Genomic DNA, 13,150 nt, shown 5'->3' on the forward strand with positions numbered 1-13,150 from the left:
ACCACCGGACAGCCACCTCCTCTGGCGCACTTTCCCCACCGCGCGGGTACCGTGGGCCCCATGACGGATGCGGCGCTGATCGGTGCGGTGAGCGCGCCCGACCTGCACGTGATGACCTACAACATCCGTCGCCGGGTGCCCACTTTGCGGCGGGGCAGCGCCGACCGGTGGGACAACCGCAAGCTGTTGTTGAAGCGCCTGCTTGTCGCCGAGCAGCCGACACTGCTCGGCGCGCAGGAGGCGCTGGTGGACCAGGTGCATTTTGTGGCCACCGCCCTCGGCCCGCACTACCGCTGGGTGGGCCGCGGTCGGCACGCCACCGGGCGCGACGAGCACAACCCGATCTTCTACGACAGCCGGCGCCTGCAGCTCACCGCCTGGCAGCAACGGGCGCTGTCGGCCACGCCGCACGTGCACGGGTCGCGCTCCTGGGGCAATCTCACCAGCAGGGTGGTGGTGTCCGCCGATTTCACCGACCTCGCCACCGGCGCCCGGCTGCTGGCCTTCAACACCCACTTCGACCACCTCTCCTGGCGGTCCCGGCTCACCTCGGCGGCGTTCATCATCACCCTGGTGAATTCCGCCCACGCCGCGGAACCCGACGCCGTAATCGTGGTCACCGGCGACCTCAACGCCACCGTGGATTCCTTCGTCTACCGCCGGCTGACTGGCGAGGGTGCGCTCCGGGATGCCTGGCTGGCGGCCGCCGAACGGTTGACCCCGCAGTGGGGCACCTTCTCGGGCTATCGGCGCCTGCGCCGGGGCGGGGCGCGCATCGACTTCGTCCTGGTGGGGCCGGGCGTCGAGGTGGCGAGCACGGGCATCAACGCGGCACGGTTCGACGGTCGGTCCGGCTCCGACCACGAGCCCGTGCAGGCAGTTCTGCGCCCGGCAAGCTCTACTGCCGGCGGCCGATCCGGCTAGTGTGCTGGCCATGATCCACACATTGCTGCGGCGACCGTCCGGCCTCGCGGAGGCGACCGCCGACGCGCTGCGGGCGTTGGCCCTGGTCGGCATCGTGGTCGCCGGCGTCGGCTGGGGCCCGCTGTCCGGGATCAGCCTGGCGCTCGTGGCCGGCGGGATGCTGCTCCCCCGGCTGCTGGGACTGCGACCGAGCGTCGACATCGCGTTCGGCGTGGTGGTGCTCGTGGCGGTCTGGAGCAGCGTGCTGGGGATCTACCTCACCACCCGTTGGTGGGACCTGCCAGTGCACTTCCTCACCAACGGACTCTGCGCCGCGCTGCTCTACATCGTGCTCGTGCAGTTCAGGGTGTTGGCCGACGCCGACACCCTGCCCCGGCCCATGCTCTCGGCAGCCGTGGTGACGACGACGCTGGGGCTGGCGCTGGGCGTGCTCTGGGAGGTCTTCGAGTGGTTCGGGCACACCTACCTCGATCCGGAGATCTTCGTCGGCTACAACGACTCGATAGGCGACCTGGTCTGGGGAGGTGCCGGCGCGCTGCTCGCGGGCTGCGGCATGAGTTACCTCACCGGCTCGCCCAGGAGCCTGGCGGAACCCACGGCCGACGCCGACCCGGCACCCTTGTAGGCCCGGCACCCCTTTATGTCGCGCTACCGCGCAACGGCATCCGCGAACCAGGTGGTGATGGTCGTCGGATGTGTGATGGCGGTGCCGACGACAACCGCGAACGCGCCGGCATCGATGCAGGCCGACGCCTGGGCCGGCGTGTGCACGCGGCCCTCGGCGATCACGGGGATCGGCAGCGTCGACGCGAGCTCGCGCAGCACCTCGAGGTCGGGTCCGACAGACTTCGGCCGCTCCCCCGTGTAGCCGCACAGGGTGGTGCCCACACAGTCGGCGCCGGCCTCGTGAGCGGTGATACCGTCGGCGACAGAGCCGACATCCGCCATCACCAGGGCGCTGGTCTGCTCGTGGATGCGGGCGATGGTCTCCGCCAGGGTCAGGCCGTCTGGCCGGGCCCGGCGGGTGCCGTCGATCGCGACGATCTGTGCGCCGGCGGCGATCACGGCCAGGGCGTGTTCGAGGGTCGGCGTGATGAACACGTCATCGGCGCCGTCCTTCCACAGGCCGATCTGAGGCAGGGCCACCCGATCGTGGATCGAGCGGATGTCGGCGATGCCCTGGGCCCGGATACCCACGGCGCCGCCGCGCACGGCGGCCTCGGCGATCTGGGTCATGGTCTCGGGGTGCCGCATGGGCTCAGCCGGGTAGGCCTGGCACGACACGATGAGGCCGCCTTCGAGCGCGGCGAGGTAGGGATGCGTCATTCCGGGTATCCGTTCAGAAAGAGTTCAAAGTGATTGTGGTGTCAGAAGTGTGGAGCTGGTGATCAGGGACGCCGCGCCGACGATGGCCGAGTCCGCGCCCAGGGAGGTCGGCACGATCCGGCAGCCGGCCAGCAGGCCCATCGCTTCGGCGCGGGCCTGGCTCTCTACGGTGTTCCACCAGCGGGGGCCTGCGGAAGCGAGACCGCCGCCGACGATGACGAGATCGGGGTCCAGACTGTTGATCAGGCCGCCGATCGAGCTGCCCAGCGCGGTGGCGGCGACGTCGATGACCTCCGCCGCCACCGAATCGCCGGCGTCGGCCTTGGCGAAGATCTCCTGGGTGTCCCTGGGCACGCTTCCGCCGCGGCGCAGATAGGCCTGCAGAATCGCGGGTCCCGAGGCGATGACCTCGAGGTGGCCGACCCCGCCGCAGGTGCAGGCCAGTCCCGCGGCTTCCGCGGCGGGGACGTGCCCGTAGTGGCCGGCGGCCCCGTGGCGACCGGCTTGCAGCACGCCGTCGATCACGAGAGCTCCGCCGATCCCGGTTCCGGCGGCGATGACGAGCACAGTGCGCTCGCCCCGGCCGGCGCCGTGCACGGCCTCGCCGATGGCGTGCGCGTGCACATCGTTGACGGTGGCGACCGGCACACCCAGCCGGCGCTCGATCTCGGCGCCGAGGCGGGTTCCGGTCCAGCCGGGCAGGGAGTTCGTGGCGAACTGCACGGTGCGGCTCACCGGGTCGATAACGCCGGCCGCGCCGATCCCGCACCCGGCGATGGCGGCGCCGGGTGCGGATGCGGTGAGGCTGGTGGCGAGGTCGACGATGGTCTGGAGGATGGCCTCCGGCCCTTCGGTGGCCGGCGTCGGCGCCGACATCCGCCGGGTGAGGACGCCGCCGGGGGCGACGAGTCCCGCCGCGATTTTGGTGCCGCCGAGGTCGACGCCGAGTGTGAAGGTCATCGCACCAAAAGGCCCGCGCGGTCGACGATCGCCTGGATGCGCTCGACGGTCTCGCCGGCCAGGGCGGGCACCGGCGGCGACATCCGGTTGGTCGAGATGATGTCCAGGTGCGCCAGGGCGGTCTTGAACGCGCCGAGGCCGGCGGCTTCGCCGCTGACGCCGGAGGCCTGGAAGACGATCTCGAACAGTTCGGACAGTTCGTCCTGGATGCGGCGCACGGCCTCCCAGTCGCCGGCCTTCGACGCGGCGAACAGGTCGACGTAGCGCTTCGGGTCGACGTTGCCGAGGCCGGGAACCACGCCGTCGGCGCCGAGCAGCAGAGCGCCGTCGACGACGACCTCGTGGCCGGTGAAGACGACCAGGGGGCTGCCGGCGGCCCGGTTGGCCATCACCAGGCGGCGGAATCCGACGTCGTCGCCGCTGGAGTCCTTGACGCCGGCGATGATGCCTTCGGTGCCCAAACGGATGAGCATGTCGAGGCTGAGCTTGTTGTGCACCCGCACCGGCACGTCGTAGGCGAAGATCGGCAGCGTGGTCGCGGCGGCGAGCAGTCGGAAGTGCGTCTCGATCTCGGCCTGGTTCGGCAGCGTGTAGAACGGGGCGGTGGCCACGATGGCGTCGACGCCGGCGGCCTCGGCCAGGCGGATCTGCGCCACGACGCGGGCCGGGGTCATGTCGTTGACGCCGGTCATGATCTTGACCCGGCCGGCGGAGATGCGCACGGCTTCGGTCAGGACGACGGTGCGGTCCGCGTCGGAGAGGAAGGCGACCTCACCGGAGGACCCCAGGACGAACAGGCCGTCGACGCCGGCGTCGATGAGGTGGTTGACCAGACGCTCGAAGGACTCGAGGTCGACGGCTCCGTCTGCAGTGAGCGGGGTGACGAGAGGGGGAACGACTCCGCCGAAGGTGGGTGCTGACATAGTTGTTGCTCCTGATTTCTTTAGTTATGGATGAGAAGGCTGGGGGCCGCACCGAGGAGGGTGCGGGTGTACGGATCGCTCGGGGTGGTGAAGACCTGCTCTGCGGGTCCCTCCTCCACGACGCGTCCGGATTTCATGACGACGATCCGGTCGGACACGTAGCGCACGGTCTGGATGTCGTGCGAGATGAACGCCATGCCGAGGTTGAGGCCCACCTTCAGGTCGCTCAACAGGTTGAGGATCTGGGCGCGCACCGACACATCCAGGGCGCTGGTCGGTTCGTCGGCGATGATGATGTCAGGTTCGAGCGCGAGCGCCCTGGCGATGGCCACCCGCTGGCGCTGGCCGCCGGAGACCTGACCGGGGAACACATCGCTGGTGGAGGCGGGCAGCCCGACGAGGTCGAGCAGTTCCCGCACCCGCGCTTCCCGCTGCGCCAGGGTGCCGATGCCGTGCACCCGGAGCGGGTCCATCAGCACGTCGTGCACGCTCATGCGGGCGTTCAGGGCGGTGGACGGGTCCTGGAAGATGATGGACACCGCCTTGCCGTACGCCTTCGCGGTGGCCCGGTCGCGCTTGACGATGTTGCGTCCCTTGAACGACACCGTGCCGCTGGTCGGCTCCTGCAGCCCAACCATCACCCGGGCGAGGGTGGACTTGCCGCAGCCGGACTCCCCCACGATGCCGATGGTCTCGCCGCGGTTCAGGGTGAGGCTCACCGAGTTGACGGCGTGCACCTTGTCCCGGCGGAACAGCGTTCCGGTGCGGGCGGTGTGGATGACGTGGATGTCGTCGAGTCGCAGAATCTCAGTGCCGGTGCTCATCGCGTGGTCTCCAGTTCGTCATCCGGTGCCAGCAGGGCATCGTTGTGGGTGGACACAAGGTGCAGGGTGCCGGTGATCGGCCGCAGCTCCGGGCGGGTGGCCCGGATCGCGTCGCCGCTCCTCGACCGTGGCGCGAACCTGTCGCCGGTGGCGAAGTCACGCGGCGAGGGCACCGTGCCGGGGATCTGGTGCAGCCGGGTGGCGCCGTCCTCGATGGACAGCACCGAACCGAGCAGGCCCCGGGTGTACTCGTGGCGAGGGCTCATCAGCAGCGCCGTGGTCGGAGCGGACTCCACCACCTGGCCGGCGTACATGACGGTGATGCGGTGCGCCAGCTCCGCGACCAGGGCAAGGTCATGGCTGACGAACACCATCGCGAAGCCGAGCTTCTCGCGCAGGTCGTTGAGCAGGTCGATGACCTGCGCCTGCACCGTCACGTCCAGCGCGGTGGTGGGCTCATCGGCCACGATCAGCTTGGGGTCCCGGGTCAGCGCCATGGCGATCAGCACCCGCTGGCGCTGTCCGCCGCTCAGCTCGTGCGGGTAGCTCTTCAGCGTGCGCACGGGGTCCAGGCCCACGAGTTCGAGCAGCTCGGTGGCGCTGCGGGTGCCACCGCGCTTGATCAGCTGGCCCAGCTGGGTGCTGACGAGCATCGACGGGTTGAGCGAGCTCAACGCATCCTGGTAGACCATCGCCATCTCGTGCCCGAGCAGCGCCTGGCGCTCCTTGCGCGGCATGGTCAACAGGTCGCGACCCTCGAAGAGGATCTGCCCGGTGATCTCGGCGGTGTCCGGCAGCAGCCCCATGATGGCGAGGCTGGTGATGCTCTTGCCGCAGCCGGATTCGCCGACCAGGGCCATCGTCTCGCTGGGCCGAACCGAGAAGCTCACGTTGTCGACGATGGCGATGTCACCGTGCCGGTTCGGGAAGCGGATGCTCAGGTTCTTCACCTCGAGCAGCGGGGCCGCATCACCGGTGTACACCAGCCGGTCGGTGCGGGTCGATTCGATCAGCCGCAGCTGGGCGAGGTGCATCTCGAGGGGCACGGATGCCGCGGCGGTCTCCACCACGGACACCGTCGTGGTGGTGGCGCTGTCGGCAGCGGACACGGCGGCAACGGCCTTGGCGTTCTTCGCAGCCGGCTTCACCAGGGCGTCGGTGAGGCCCTCGGCGAGGATGTTCAGCGACAACACCGTGATCAGGATGAGCATGCCGGGGAAGAAGGTGGCCCACCAACCGCCGCTGAGCAGCAGGTTCCGGCCGGAGGAGATCACGTTGCCCCAGGACGGGGCGGGGTCCTGCACGCCGGCGCCGATGAACGAGAGGCTCGCTTCGAAGACGATCGCGTCGGCCACCAGCACGGTGACGAACACCATGATCGGGGCCGCACAGTTACGGGCCACGTGCCAGAACAGGATGTGCGGCAGTCGGGCACCCATCACCCGCTCGGCGGAGACGTAGTCCTCGCCGAACTGGGCCATCACGTTGGCGCGCACGATCCGGGCGATCTGCGGAACGTAGAGGAACGCGATCGTGCAGATCAGGATCGGCAGCTCCTTGCCGAAGACGGCAACGAAGACGATAGCCAGGGCGATGCCGGGGAACGACATGATGATGTCGAGGATGCGCATGATGGTCTCGCTCAGCCACTTGGACGCGGTGGCGGCGATCGACCCGATGATCGCACCGGCGATGAGAGCCAGCGACGTGGCCCCCAGGCCGATGGCCAGGGAGAACCTGGCGCCGTAGAGCAGCCTGGAGAAGATGTCGCGGCCGTTGCGGTCGGTGCCGAAGAGGTGCTCGAACGAGGGCGGCAGCGCCGGGATGCCCGACTTGAGCGGGTCGAACGGGGCGATGACCGGCGCGAGGACCGCGAGCAGCACCACGAGACCGAAGAAGGCGAGGGCGACCTTGGAGCCGAGCGGCATGGCGCCGAAGCGCTGGGCCGGCACGCTCAGTCGCGCGTTGAGTGATCGACGCATCGTTACACCGTCCGAATCCGTGGGTTGATGAGCAGGTACAGCATGTCAACGACGATGTTGACGACCACGAAGGCCAGCGCCACGGTGAGGGTGACGCCCTGCACCAGGTTGATGTCGTTGTTGGTCACACCGTTGAGGATGAGTTTGCCCATGCCGGGCAGGTCGAAGATGACCTCGATGATGACGGCCCCTCCGATGAGGTAACCGACCCGCAGGCCGAGCACCGTCACGGGGGTGATGAGGGCGTTCCGCAGCACGTTCCGGCTCACCACGACGCTGCGCGGCAGGCCGCTGCCGATGGCGGTACGCACGTAGTCCCGGTCGAGCTCCTCGACCATCGAGGTGCGCACCACCCGGGTGAGGGAGGCGGCGACGGGGATGCCGAGCGAGATCGCCGGCAGGATCATGGTGCCCAGCCAGCCGGTGAAGGAGTCGTTGATGTTGACGTACCCGCCGGTGGGCAGCCAGCCCAGGCCCAGGGCGAAGTTCTGGATGAGCAGGATGGCGAGCCAGAAGGACGGCACCGCGATGCCGGCGATGGACACCACTCTGATGAGCTGGTCGGGCCAGCGGTCGCGGTACAGCGCCGCGGTCACGCCGAGCGTGAGCGAGAGCACCACCGCGATCAGCAGGCCCATGATGGTCAGCTGCACGGTGAGGGGGAAGGCCGACCCGATCAGGGTGGTCACCTTGCTCGCCGGCGGAACGGTGACGCCGAGGTTGCCTTGCACCAGGTTGGCCAGGAAGGTGAGGTAGCGCACGATCAGAGGGTCATTGAGACCCGCGTCTTCGCGATAGGCCTCTCTGGCGGTCTCCGACGAGCTCTCCCCGAGAGCGTTGATGGCCGGATCTCCCGGCGCGAGTTGCATAACGAAAAAGACGAGGGCGGTGATGCCCAGGATCATAATCGGGAGCACGGCGATTCGTCGGGCCATGAGCCTGAGCAACGCGGTCACAATTGTCTCCTCTAGAAAGAAAATGGGGTGGGGGCCGGCCACCGGCCGGCCCCCGGGTGGATTACTCTGCGGTGCGCGCGACGTCCAGGAAGGACAGGCCCGTGAAGGCCACGGGCTTGAAGCCGGTGATGGCGTCTTCGTTCCAAGCCGTCGGCAGCTTGCGGTGCACGAGCGGGTAGACCGGGCACTCGTCGGCGATGAGGTCGAAGGCCTTGCCCCACAGCTTCTTCTGCTCGGCGGCATCCGACGTCGCCATGGCGTCGTCGAGGTAGCCGGTCAGCGTGGCGAACTCCGCGGAGTCGGCCCAGCGGTACCGCTTGGTGGGCCAGACCGTCGCGGCGCCGTACCACCAGCGCAGCAGCAGGTCGGCGTCGTTACCGAACACCGACGGGTCGCCGGGGGCGACCATCACCGTGTAGTTGCCCTCGTCGACGGTCTTGTACTGGGCACCGGACTGGTTGGAGTCGATGGTGGTGGCGATGCCGGCGGCGTCGAGGTCCTCCTTGATCAGCGGCAGCACATCCTTCACCCAGCTGGTGTCGGTGGCCAGCAGCGTGATGGACAGCCCGTCGACCCCGGCGGCCTTGAGCATCTTCTTGGCCTTGGCCAGGTCGTACGTGTAGACCGTCTTGGCCTTCTGGTACGACGGGTGCTCCTTCTGCAGGTAGCTGGTGGCCGCGGTGGCCTGGCCGAGCATGCCCGTGTTGATGAGCTTCTCGTAGTCGATGGCATAGCGGAACGCCTGGCGAACGCGCTTGTCGTCGAACGGGGCGACCGAGGTGTTGAACATCATGAACAGCTGGCCGAACGACTGCACCGACTCCACGGTGGCGTCCTTCAGCGAGGCGACGTCGATGTACGGCACATCCTCGATGGCCTGCACCCGACCGGACTGCACGGCGGTGACGCGGGCTGCGGCATCCGAGAGCAGGTTCCAGGTCATCGCGGCGGCCAGGGCCGGGCGGGCGCCCGTGTAGGCGTCGAAGCGCTCGAACATGATCTTGTCGTCCTTGACGGCCGACAGCATCTTGTACGGACCGGTTCCGGTCGGCAGGGAGTCGAAGGCGACCTTGTCGGCCTCCACCAGTGCCTTGGGAACGATCTTGACCACCGAGAGGCGCTCCAGGGCGAGGGCGGTCTCCTGCTTGAGCGTGATCTTCACAGTGCTGGCGTCGACCTTGGCGATCGAGTCGACGAACGGCAGGAAGGTGAGGTAGAGCGACGCGTTCGCCGGGTCGAGCACACGCTGGAACGAGAAGACGACATCGTCTGCTGTTACCGGAGTGCCATCGTGGAAGACAGCGCCGTCACGCAGCTTTGCGGTGACGGTCTTGCCGCTCACTGTGGGCAGGTCGGCGGCGAGCGCCGCGTACACCTCGCGGGTGACCGGGTCGAGTTCGACCAGGCCCTCGAGCACGTGCCAGTTGGCGGCGACCGTGACGGCGCCGGTGGTGGTCATCGGGTCGAAACCGGTGGAGAGGGCGTAGGAGATGCCCGCCTCGATGGTTCCGTTCTTGTCAATGCCGGGGCCCTCGGAGCTGGTCGGTGCCACGCTGTTGGTAGACGCGGGGCCGCTGCAGGCGGCGAGTGTCGCCACCAAACCCATGGCGCCTGCGGCCTGGAGGAAGACCCTACGGCTAGTCTTCCCCTGAAGTGATTCTTGGAGCATCAGATTGCCTCTCGTTTTTTTGTGTTCGGAAAGCTAAATCAGACGTCAGACGTCCTACGTGATAAACTGAAGTTATACACACTCGAGTGAAAGGTCAAGCATCGGATGCCAAATCATGACAAGTCGAAATCAGGAGTTTTCGCATCCGAAACGTCGCGGAAACGCAGTTCCGTGACCGACCAGATCAAAGACTTTATCTTGACCAAAGGGCTCAAATCGGGCGACCTGATGCCCACCGAAACCGAAATTTGCGCTGAACTGGGAGTTAGCCGGTCGAGTGTTCGCGAGGCGATTCGGACCCTTGCTGCGCTGGACATCGTGGAAGTCAAACACGGCTACGGCACCTATGTCGGCCAGTTGTCGCTGGCTCCCCTGGTGGAGGGGCTCGTGTTCCGGGGCGTGCTCCGCCCGCAGGACGACTTCGCGGCGCTCCGCGAGGTGATCGAGGTGCGCGAGGCGCTCGACACCGTCATGGCGCAGCAGATCATCGATGCGCTGCACGGCGGAACCGACGAGATCCTCGAGGGCCTGGTGGCCACCATGGTCGCCAAGAGCGCGACCGGCGAGTCCTTCGCCGAGGAAGACCTGGCCTTCCACACCCGGCTCTTGGCTTACCTGGACAACACCCTGGTCGGCCAGCTGGTCACGGCGTTCTGGGAGATCAACACCGTGCTGTACCCGAAGCTCGGCATCGCCCCGGCCACCGATATCGACGACACGGCGCGTGCGCACGGCGCGATGCTGGATGCGGCCAAGGCCGGCGACCTCGACGCGTATCGCGAAGCGGTCATCGCGCACTACCAACCGCTGCGTCGCTCCCTCGAGAAGGCGGCGCTGCAGACCGTCGCCGGCTAGCTGCCCGCTAGTCGCCGGAGAGGCTCCGGCGGGCGATATCGAGCACCAGCTGCTCGTCGTCGACCCCGCCGCCCTCGTGGCCGTTGAACGGCCACACCGTGATCTCCTTGGGGCCCTCGTAGGCGTTGTAGGCACCGAACACCGTCGACGGCGGGCAGATCGGATCCATCAGCGCCGCGGACAGCCAGACCGGCGCGGTGGCGCGGGTGATGAAGTTGACCCCGTCGAAGTACGACAGGGTGTGCAGCACGGCGTCGGCCTTACCCCGATACCAGGACAGATAGTTGGCGATCTCCTTGTACGGGTCGGAGTCGGTGATCATGATCGCCCGCGGGAAGTCGCACAGGAACGGCACCCGCGCGGCCACGGCCCGCAGGCCGGGAACGAGGCCGGCGACGGCCAGGGCCAGCCCGCCGCCCTGGCTGATGCCGGTGACCATCACCCGGTCCGGATCCGTGGTCGGCAGCTCGGTCACGGTGTCGACCAGGCGCACGGCGTCCACGATCAGGCGTCGGTAGTAATAGGTCTCCCGCGAGTCGATGCCCCGGGTGAGGAACCCGGGAACCTGGGGCCCAGAGCCCGCCCTGTCCGGGGTGCTCCCCCGCGAGCCGCTCCAGGCCTGTCCTCGGGTGTCCAGCTCCAGGTGCGCGTAGCCGGCGGAGGCCCAGAGCAGGTTCTCGATGGCATCGCCGCGGCCGCGGCCGTAGCCGTGGAACTGAACGATCGTGGGCAGGGCATCCGTCGTGCCTGCGGGTACCCGCAGCCAGGCCTTGATCCGTTCTCCCTCGAAGCCCGAGAAGGTGAGGTCGTAGACGTCGAGGGTGGCCAGGCCGGCGTCGATCTTCTGCACCTCGAGGGCCAACGGATGCCGGCGGGAGGAGTGCAGGGTCTCGGCCCAGAACTCGTCGAAATCGTCTGGGTTCACCTGCGCGCTTCGGTAGTCGTGCAGCTCGGCTTCGGGCAGGTCCAACAGCATGCGGGCGCTCTCAGCGGACCGTGTTGCGCAGGGTGCCGATTTCGGGGATGGTGATCGCCACCTCGTCGCCCGCGCTGAGCTCGGCCGCGGTGTTCGGCGACCCTGTCATCACCACGTCGCCGGGCTCGAGGGTCATCCACCGGGTGACGTAGACGAGGGTGTCGACCACCCGGGAGGGCAGGTTGAAGGTGCCGGAGCTGGCCACGACCTGGCCGTTGACCTCCACGATGATCTCGAGGTTCTCGGGGTCGGCGATCTCGGTCTCGATCCAGGCGCCGAGCGGGGTGTAGTTGGTACCGGCCTTGCTCTCGAAGTTCTTGTTGTCCACGGCGTTGCGCTCGGCACTGGTCACGTCGTTCACGATCGTGTAACCCAGCACGTGCTCGAGGGCGTTCTCCACCGTCAGCCGGCTGGCCGTGCGGCCGATGACGACCGCGAGCTCGCCCTCGGCCACAACGGTGCCCGCATCCGCCGCCAGCACGATCTGGTCACCGTCGTTGGCTACGGTGCGCACCGACTTGAGCCAGGCCTGCACGGGCAGGGTCGCCTGCGGATCGGCGTTGTGGCCGATGCCTACGACGAGGCCGGGGGTGCTGGTGCGGGCGATCTTCACGGGGTGGAGCCTTTCATAAAGGGTGTGGCGGGTGTGGCGGGGTCGTGCGGGGACTCGTCCAGCAGGGCGTCGCGGATGATCCGGCGCGGGTCGTACTGGCGGGGGTTGAGCTTCTTCCAGTCGATGTCGTCGAATTCCGGGCCCATCTCGTCCTTGAGACGGTCCTTGGCGCCGTCGGCCATCTCCTTGGCCTTGCGCACGAACCGGCCGAGCATCGCGGCGTAGTGCGGGATGCGTTCGGGGCCGAGCAGGAACGCGGCGATGATCGCGATGATGATGAGCTTGTCGAACGTCAATCCGAACATGGCGGGAACTCCTTCGCTGCTGTCGACCGGCCGGTCATCGAAGGCCGGCCAGTTCTTGGTCGATCCGGTCGGCGGCCTTTCGGGCCCGCCGGTCGTGGATCCAGGCGATGAAACCGGCCACGAAGTACAGCAGGATCATCGGCACGGCGAGCATGAACATCGACATCACGTCGGCGGCGGGGGTGGCGACGGCGGTGAAGATGATCACGACGACGATGGCGATCCGCCACGAGCCGAGGATCGACGTGGCGCTCAGCACACCGGCGAAGTTGAGCAGCACCAGGAACACCGGCAGCACGAAGGCGATGCCGATCGCGACCACGAGCTTGAGCACGAAGTCGTAGTAGCCCTTGGCGCTGATGATCGCCGCCGAGTCCTCCGGAGCGAACGAGGTCAGCAGCGCCACCATGTTGGGCAGCACGAACCAGCCCGCCGAGCAGCCGGCCAGGAACAGCGGCACCGCGGAGGCGACGAAGGCGATCGCGAACTGCTTCTCCCGGCGCGCCAGGCCCGGCATGAAGAATGCCCAGATCTGGTACAGCCAGATCGGTGAGGAGATCACCACGCCGACGGTGACCGCAATCTGCATCCGCAGGTCGAACGCCTCGGAGATGGTGGTGAAGTTCAGCTCGGAGGCGCGGCCCTGGGCCTGGGCGATGTTGCCGATCGGAACACGAAGCGCGTCGAGCACAGGCTCGGAGAGCATCCAGCCCACGATGGCGCCCAACAGGATTCCGATAGCCGCCCGGGTGATGCGCTTGCGCAGCTCGATCAGGTGTCCGCCCAGCGTCATCTTCCCGTCCCGGGCGGACTTCACCTTCGTGACGGTGGTCACGA

Annotated in this window: 14 protein-coding genes; 3 read left to right on the forward strand and 11 right to left on the reverse strand. The window is 67.9% G+C overall.

Going from position 1 to position 13,150, the window contains the following annotated elements; all coding sequences use genetic code 11:
• Positions 1-60: 60 nt before the first annotated feature.
• Positions 61-924 carry an endonuclease/exonuclease/phosphatase family protein gene (locus E3O57_RS18055; RefSeq protein ID WP_103480013.1) on the forward strand — a complete coding sequence of 288 codons (864 nt, stop codon included), beginning with the start codon at positions 61-63 and terminating at the stop codon, positions 922-924.
• Positions 925-934: 10 nt separating this feature from the next.
• On the forward strand, positions 935-1,549 hold the full coding sequence (locus E3O57_RS18060; protein WP_133159847.1) for a hypothetical protein: 615 nt from the start codon (positions 935-937) through the stop codon (positions 1,547-1,549).
• A 23-nt stretch (positions 1,550-1,572) separates the two neighbouring features.
• Here the strand turns inward: E3O57_RS18060 and E3O57_RS18065 are convergent, their stop codons facing one another.
• The 7 genes from E3O57_RS18065 to E3O57_RS18095 form a co-directional block, all read right to left on the reverse strand.
• Entirely contained in the window at positions 1,573-2,250 is a 678-nt protein-coding gene (locus E3O57_RS18065; protein WP_103480015.1) for an N-acetylmannosamine-6-phosphate 2-epimerase, read from the reverse strand.
• 24 nt (positions 2,251-2,274) lie between these two features.
• The gene (locus E3O57_RS18070; RefSeq protein ID WP_103480016.1) at positions 2,275-3,210 is read right to left on the reverse strand and encodes an ROK family protein; all 936 of its coding nucleotides are present in this window, start codon (positions 3,208-3,210) and stop codon (positions 2,275-2,277) included.
• The gene (locus tag E3O57_RS18075) at positions 3,207-4,133 is read right to left on the reverse strand and encodes a dihydrodipicolinate synthase family protein (protein WP_103430886.1); all 927 of its coding nucleotides are present in this window, start codon (positions 4,131-4,133) and stop codon (positions 3,207-3,209) included. The genes E3O57_RS18070 and E3O57_RS18075 overlap by 4 nt, the downstream gene beginning before the upstream one ends.
• A 20-nt stretch (positions 4,134-4,153) precedes the next feature.
• Positions 4,154-4,957: an ABC transporter ATP-binding protein gene (locus E3O57_RS18080; RefSeq protein WP_103430887.1), complete on the reverse strand. Its 804-nt coding sequence runs from the start codon at positions 4,955-4,957 to the stop codon at positions 4,154-4,156.
• Complete coding sequence (locus E3O57_RS18085) at positions 4,954-6,939, reverse strand: dipeptide/oligopeptide/nickel ABC transporter permease/ATP-binding protein (protein WP_103430888.1); 1,986 nt, start codon at positions 6,937-6,939, stop codon at positions 4,954-4,956. Before E3O57_RS18085 ends, E3O57_RS18080 begins: the two co-directional genes overlap by 4 nt.
• Before the next feature lie 2 nt (positions 6,940-6,941).
• Complete coding sequence (locus E3O57_RS18090; protein ID WP_103430889.1) at positions 6,942-7,895, reverse strand: ABC transporter permease; 954 nt, start codon at positions 7,893-7,895, stop codon at positions 6,942-6,944.
• 61 nt (positions 7,896-7,956) lie between these two features.
• The gene (locus E3O57_RS18095) at positions 7,957-9,447 is read right to left on the reverse strand and encodes an ABC transporter substrate-binding protein (protein WP_341476145.1); all 1,491 of its coding nucleotides are present in this window, start codon (positions 9,445-9,447) and stop codon (positions 7,957-7,959) included.
• A gap of 288 nt (positions 9,448-9,735) precedes the next feature.
• Between E3O57_RS18095 and E3O57_RS18100 the strand changes: the two genes are divergently transcribed.
• Positions 9,736-10,419, forward strand: coding sequence for a FadR/GntR family transcriptional regulator (locus E3O57_RS18100; protein ID WP_241979902.1), 684 nt, complete (start codon positions 9,736-9,738; stop codon positions 10,417-10,419).
• A gap of 7 nt (positions 10,420-10,426) precedes the next feature.
• On the opposite strand, the gene E3O57_RS18105 is transcribed toward E3O57_RS18100, so the two are convergent.
• The 4 genes from E3O57_RS18105 to tatC are packed head-to-tail and all read right to left on the reverse strand — an operon-like array spanning position 10,427 to position 13,148.
• Positions 10,427-11,395: an acetylxylan esterase gene (locus E3O57_RS18105; RefSeq protein WP_103460225.1), complete on the reverse strand. Its 969-nt coding sequence runs from the start codon at positions 11,393-11,395 to the stop codon at positions 10,427-10,429.
• Positions 11,396-11,405: 10 nt separating this feature from the next.
• Positions 11,406-12,008 carry a fumarylacetoacetate hydrolase family protein gene (locus E3O57_RS18110; protein ID WP_165788001.1) on the reverse strand — a complete coding sequence of 201 codons (603 nt, stop codon included), beginning with the start codon at positions 12,006-12,008 and terminating at the stop codon, positions 11,406-11,408.
• Positions 12,005-12,313 (reverse strand): Sec-independent protein translocase TatB, encoded by a 309-nt coding sequence (locus E3O57_RS18115; protein ID WP_103480018.1) that lies wholly within the window; start codon positions 12,311-12,313, stop codon positions 12,005-12,007. Before E3O57_RS18115 ends, E3O57_RS18110 begins: the two co-directional genes overlap by 4 nt.
• A gap of 34 nt (positions 12,314-12,347) precedes the next feature.
• Positions 12,348-13,148 (reverse strand): twin-arginine translocase subunit TatC, encoded by an 801-nt coding sequence (gene tatC / locus E3O57_RS18120; protein ID WP_241990496.1) that lies wholly within the window; start codon positions 13,146-13,148, stop codon positions 12,348-12,350.
• Between the last annotated feature and the right edge of the window lie 2 nt (positions 13,149-13,150).

Origin of the sequence: Cryobacterium sp. TMN-39-2 (assembly GCF_004402745.1) — a bacterium.
In the GTDB taxonomy this organism is placed as follows: domain Bacteria; phylum Actinomycetota; class Actinomycetes; order Actinomycetales; family Microbacteriaceae; genus Cryobacterium; species Cryobacterium zongtaii.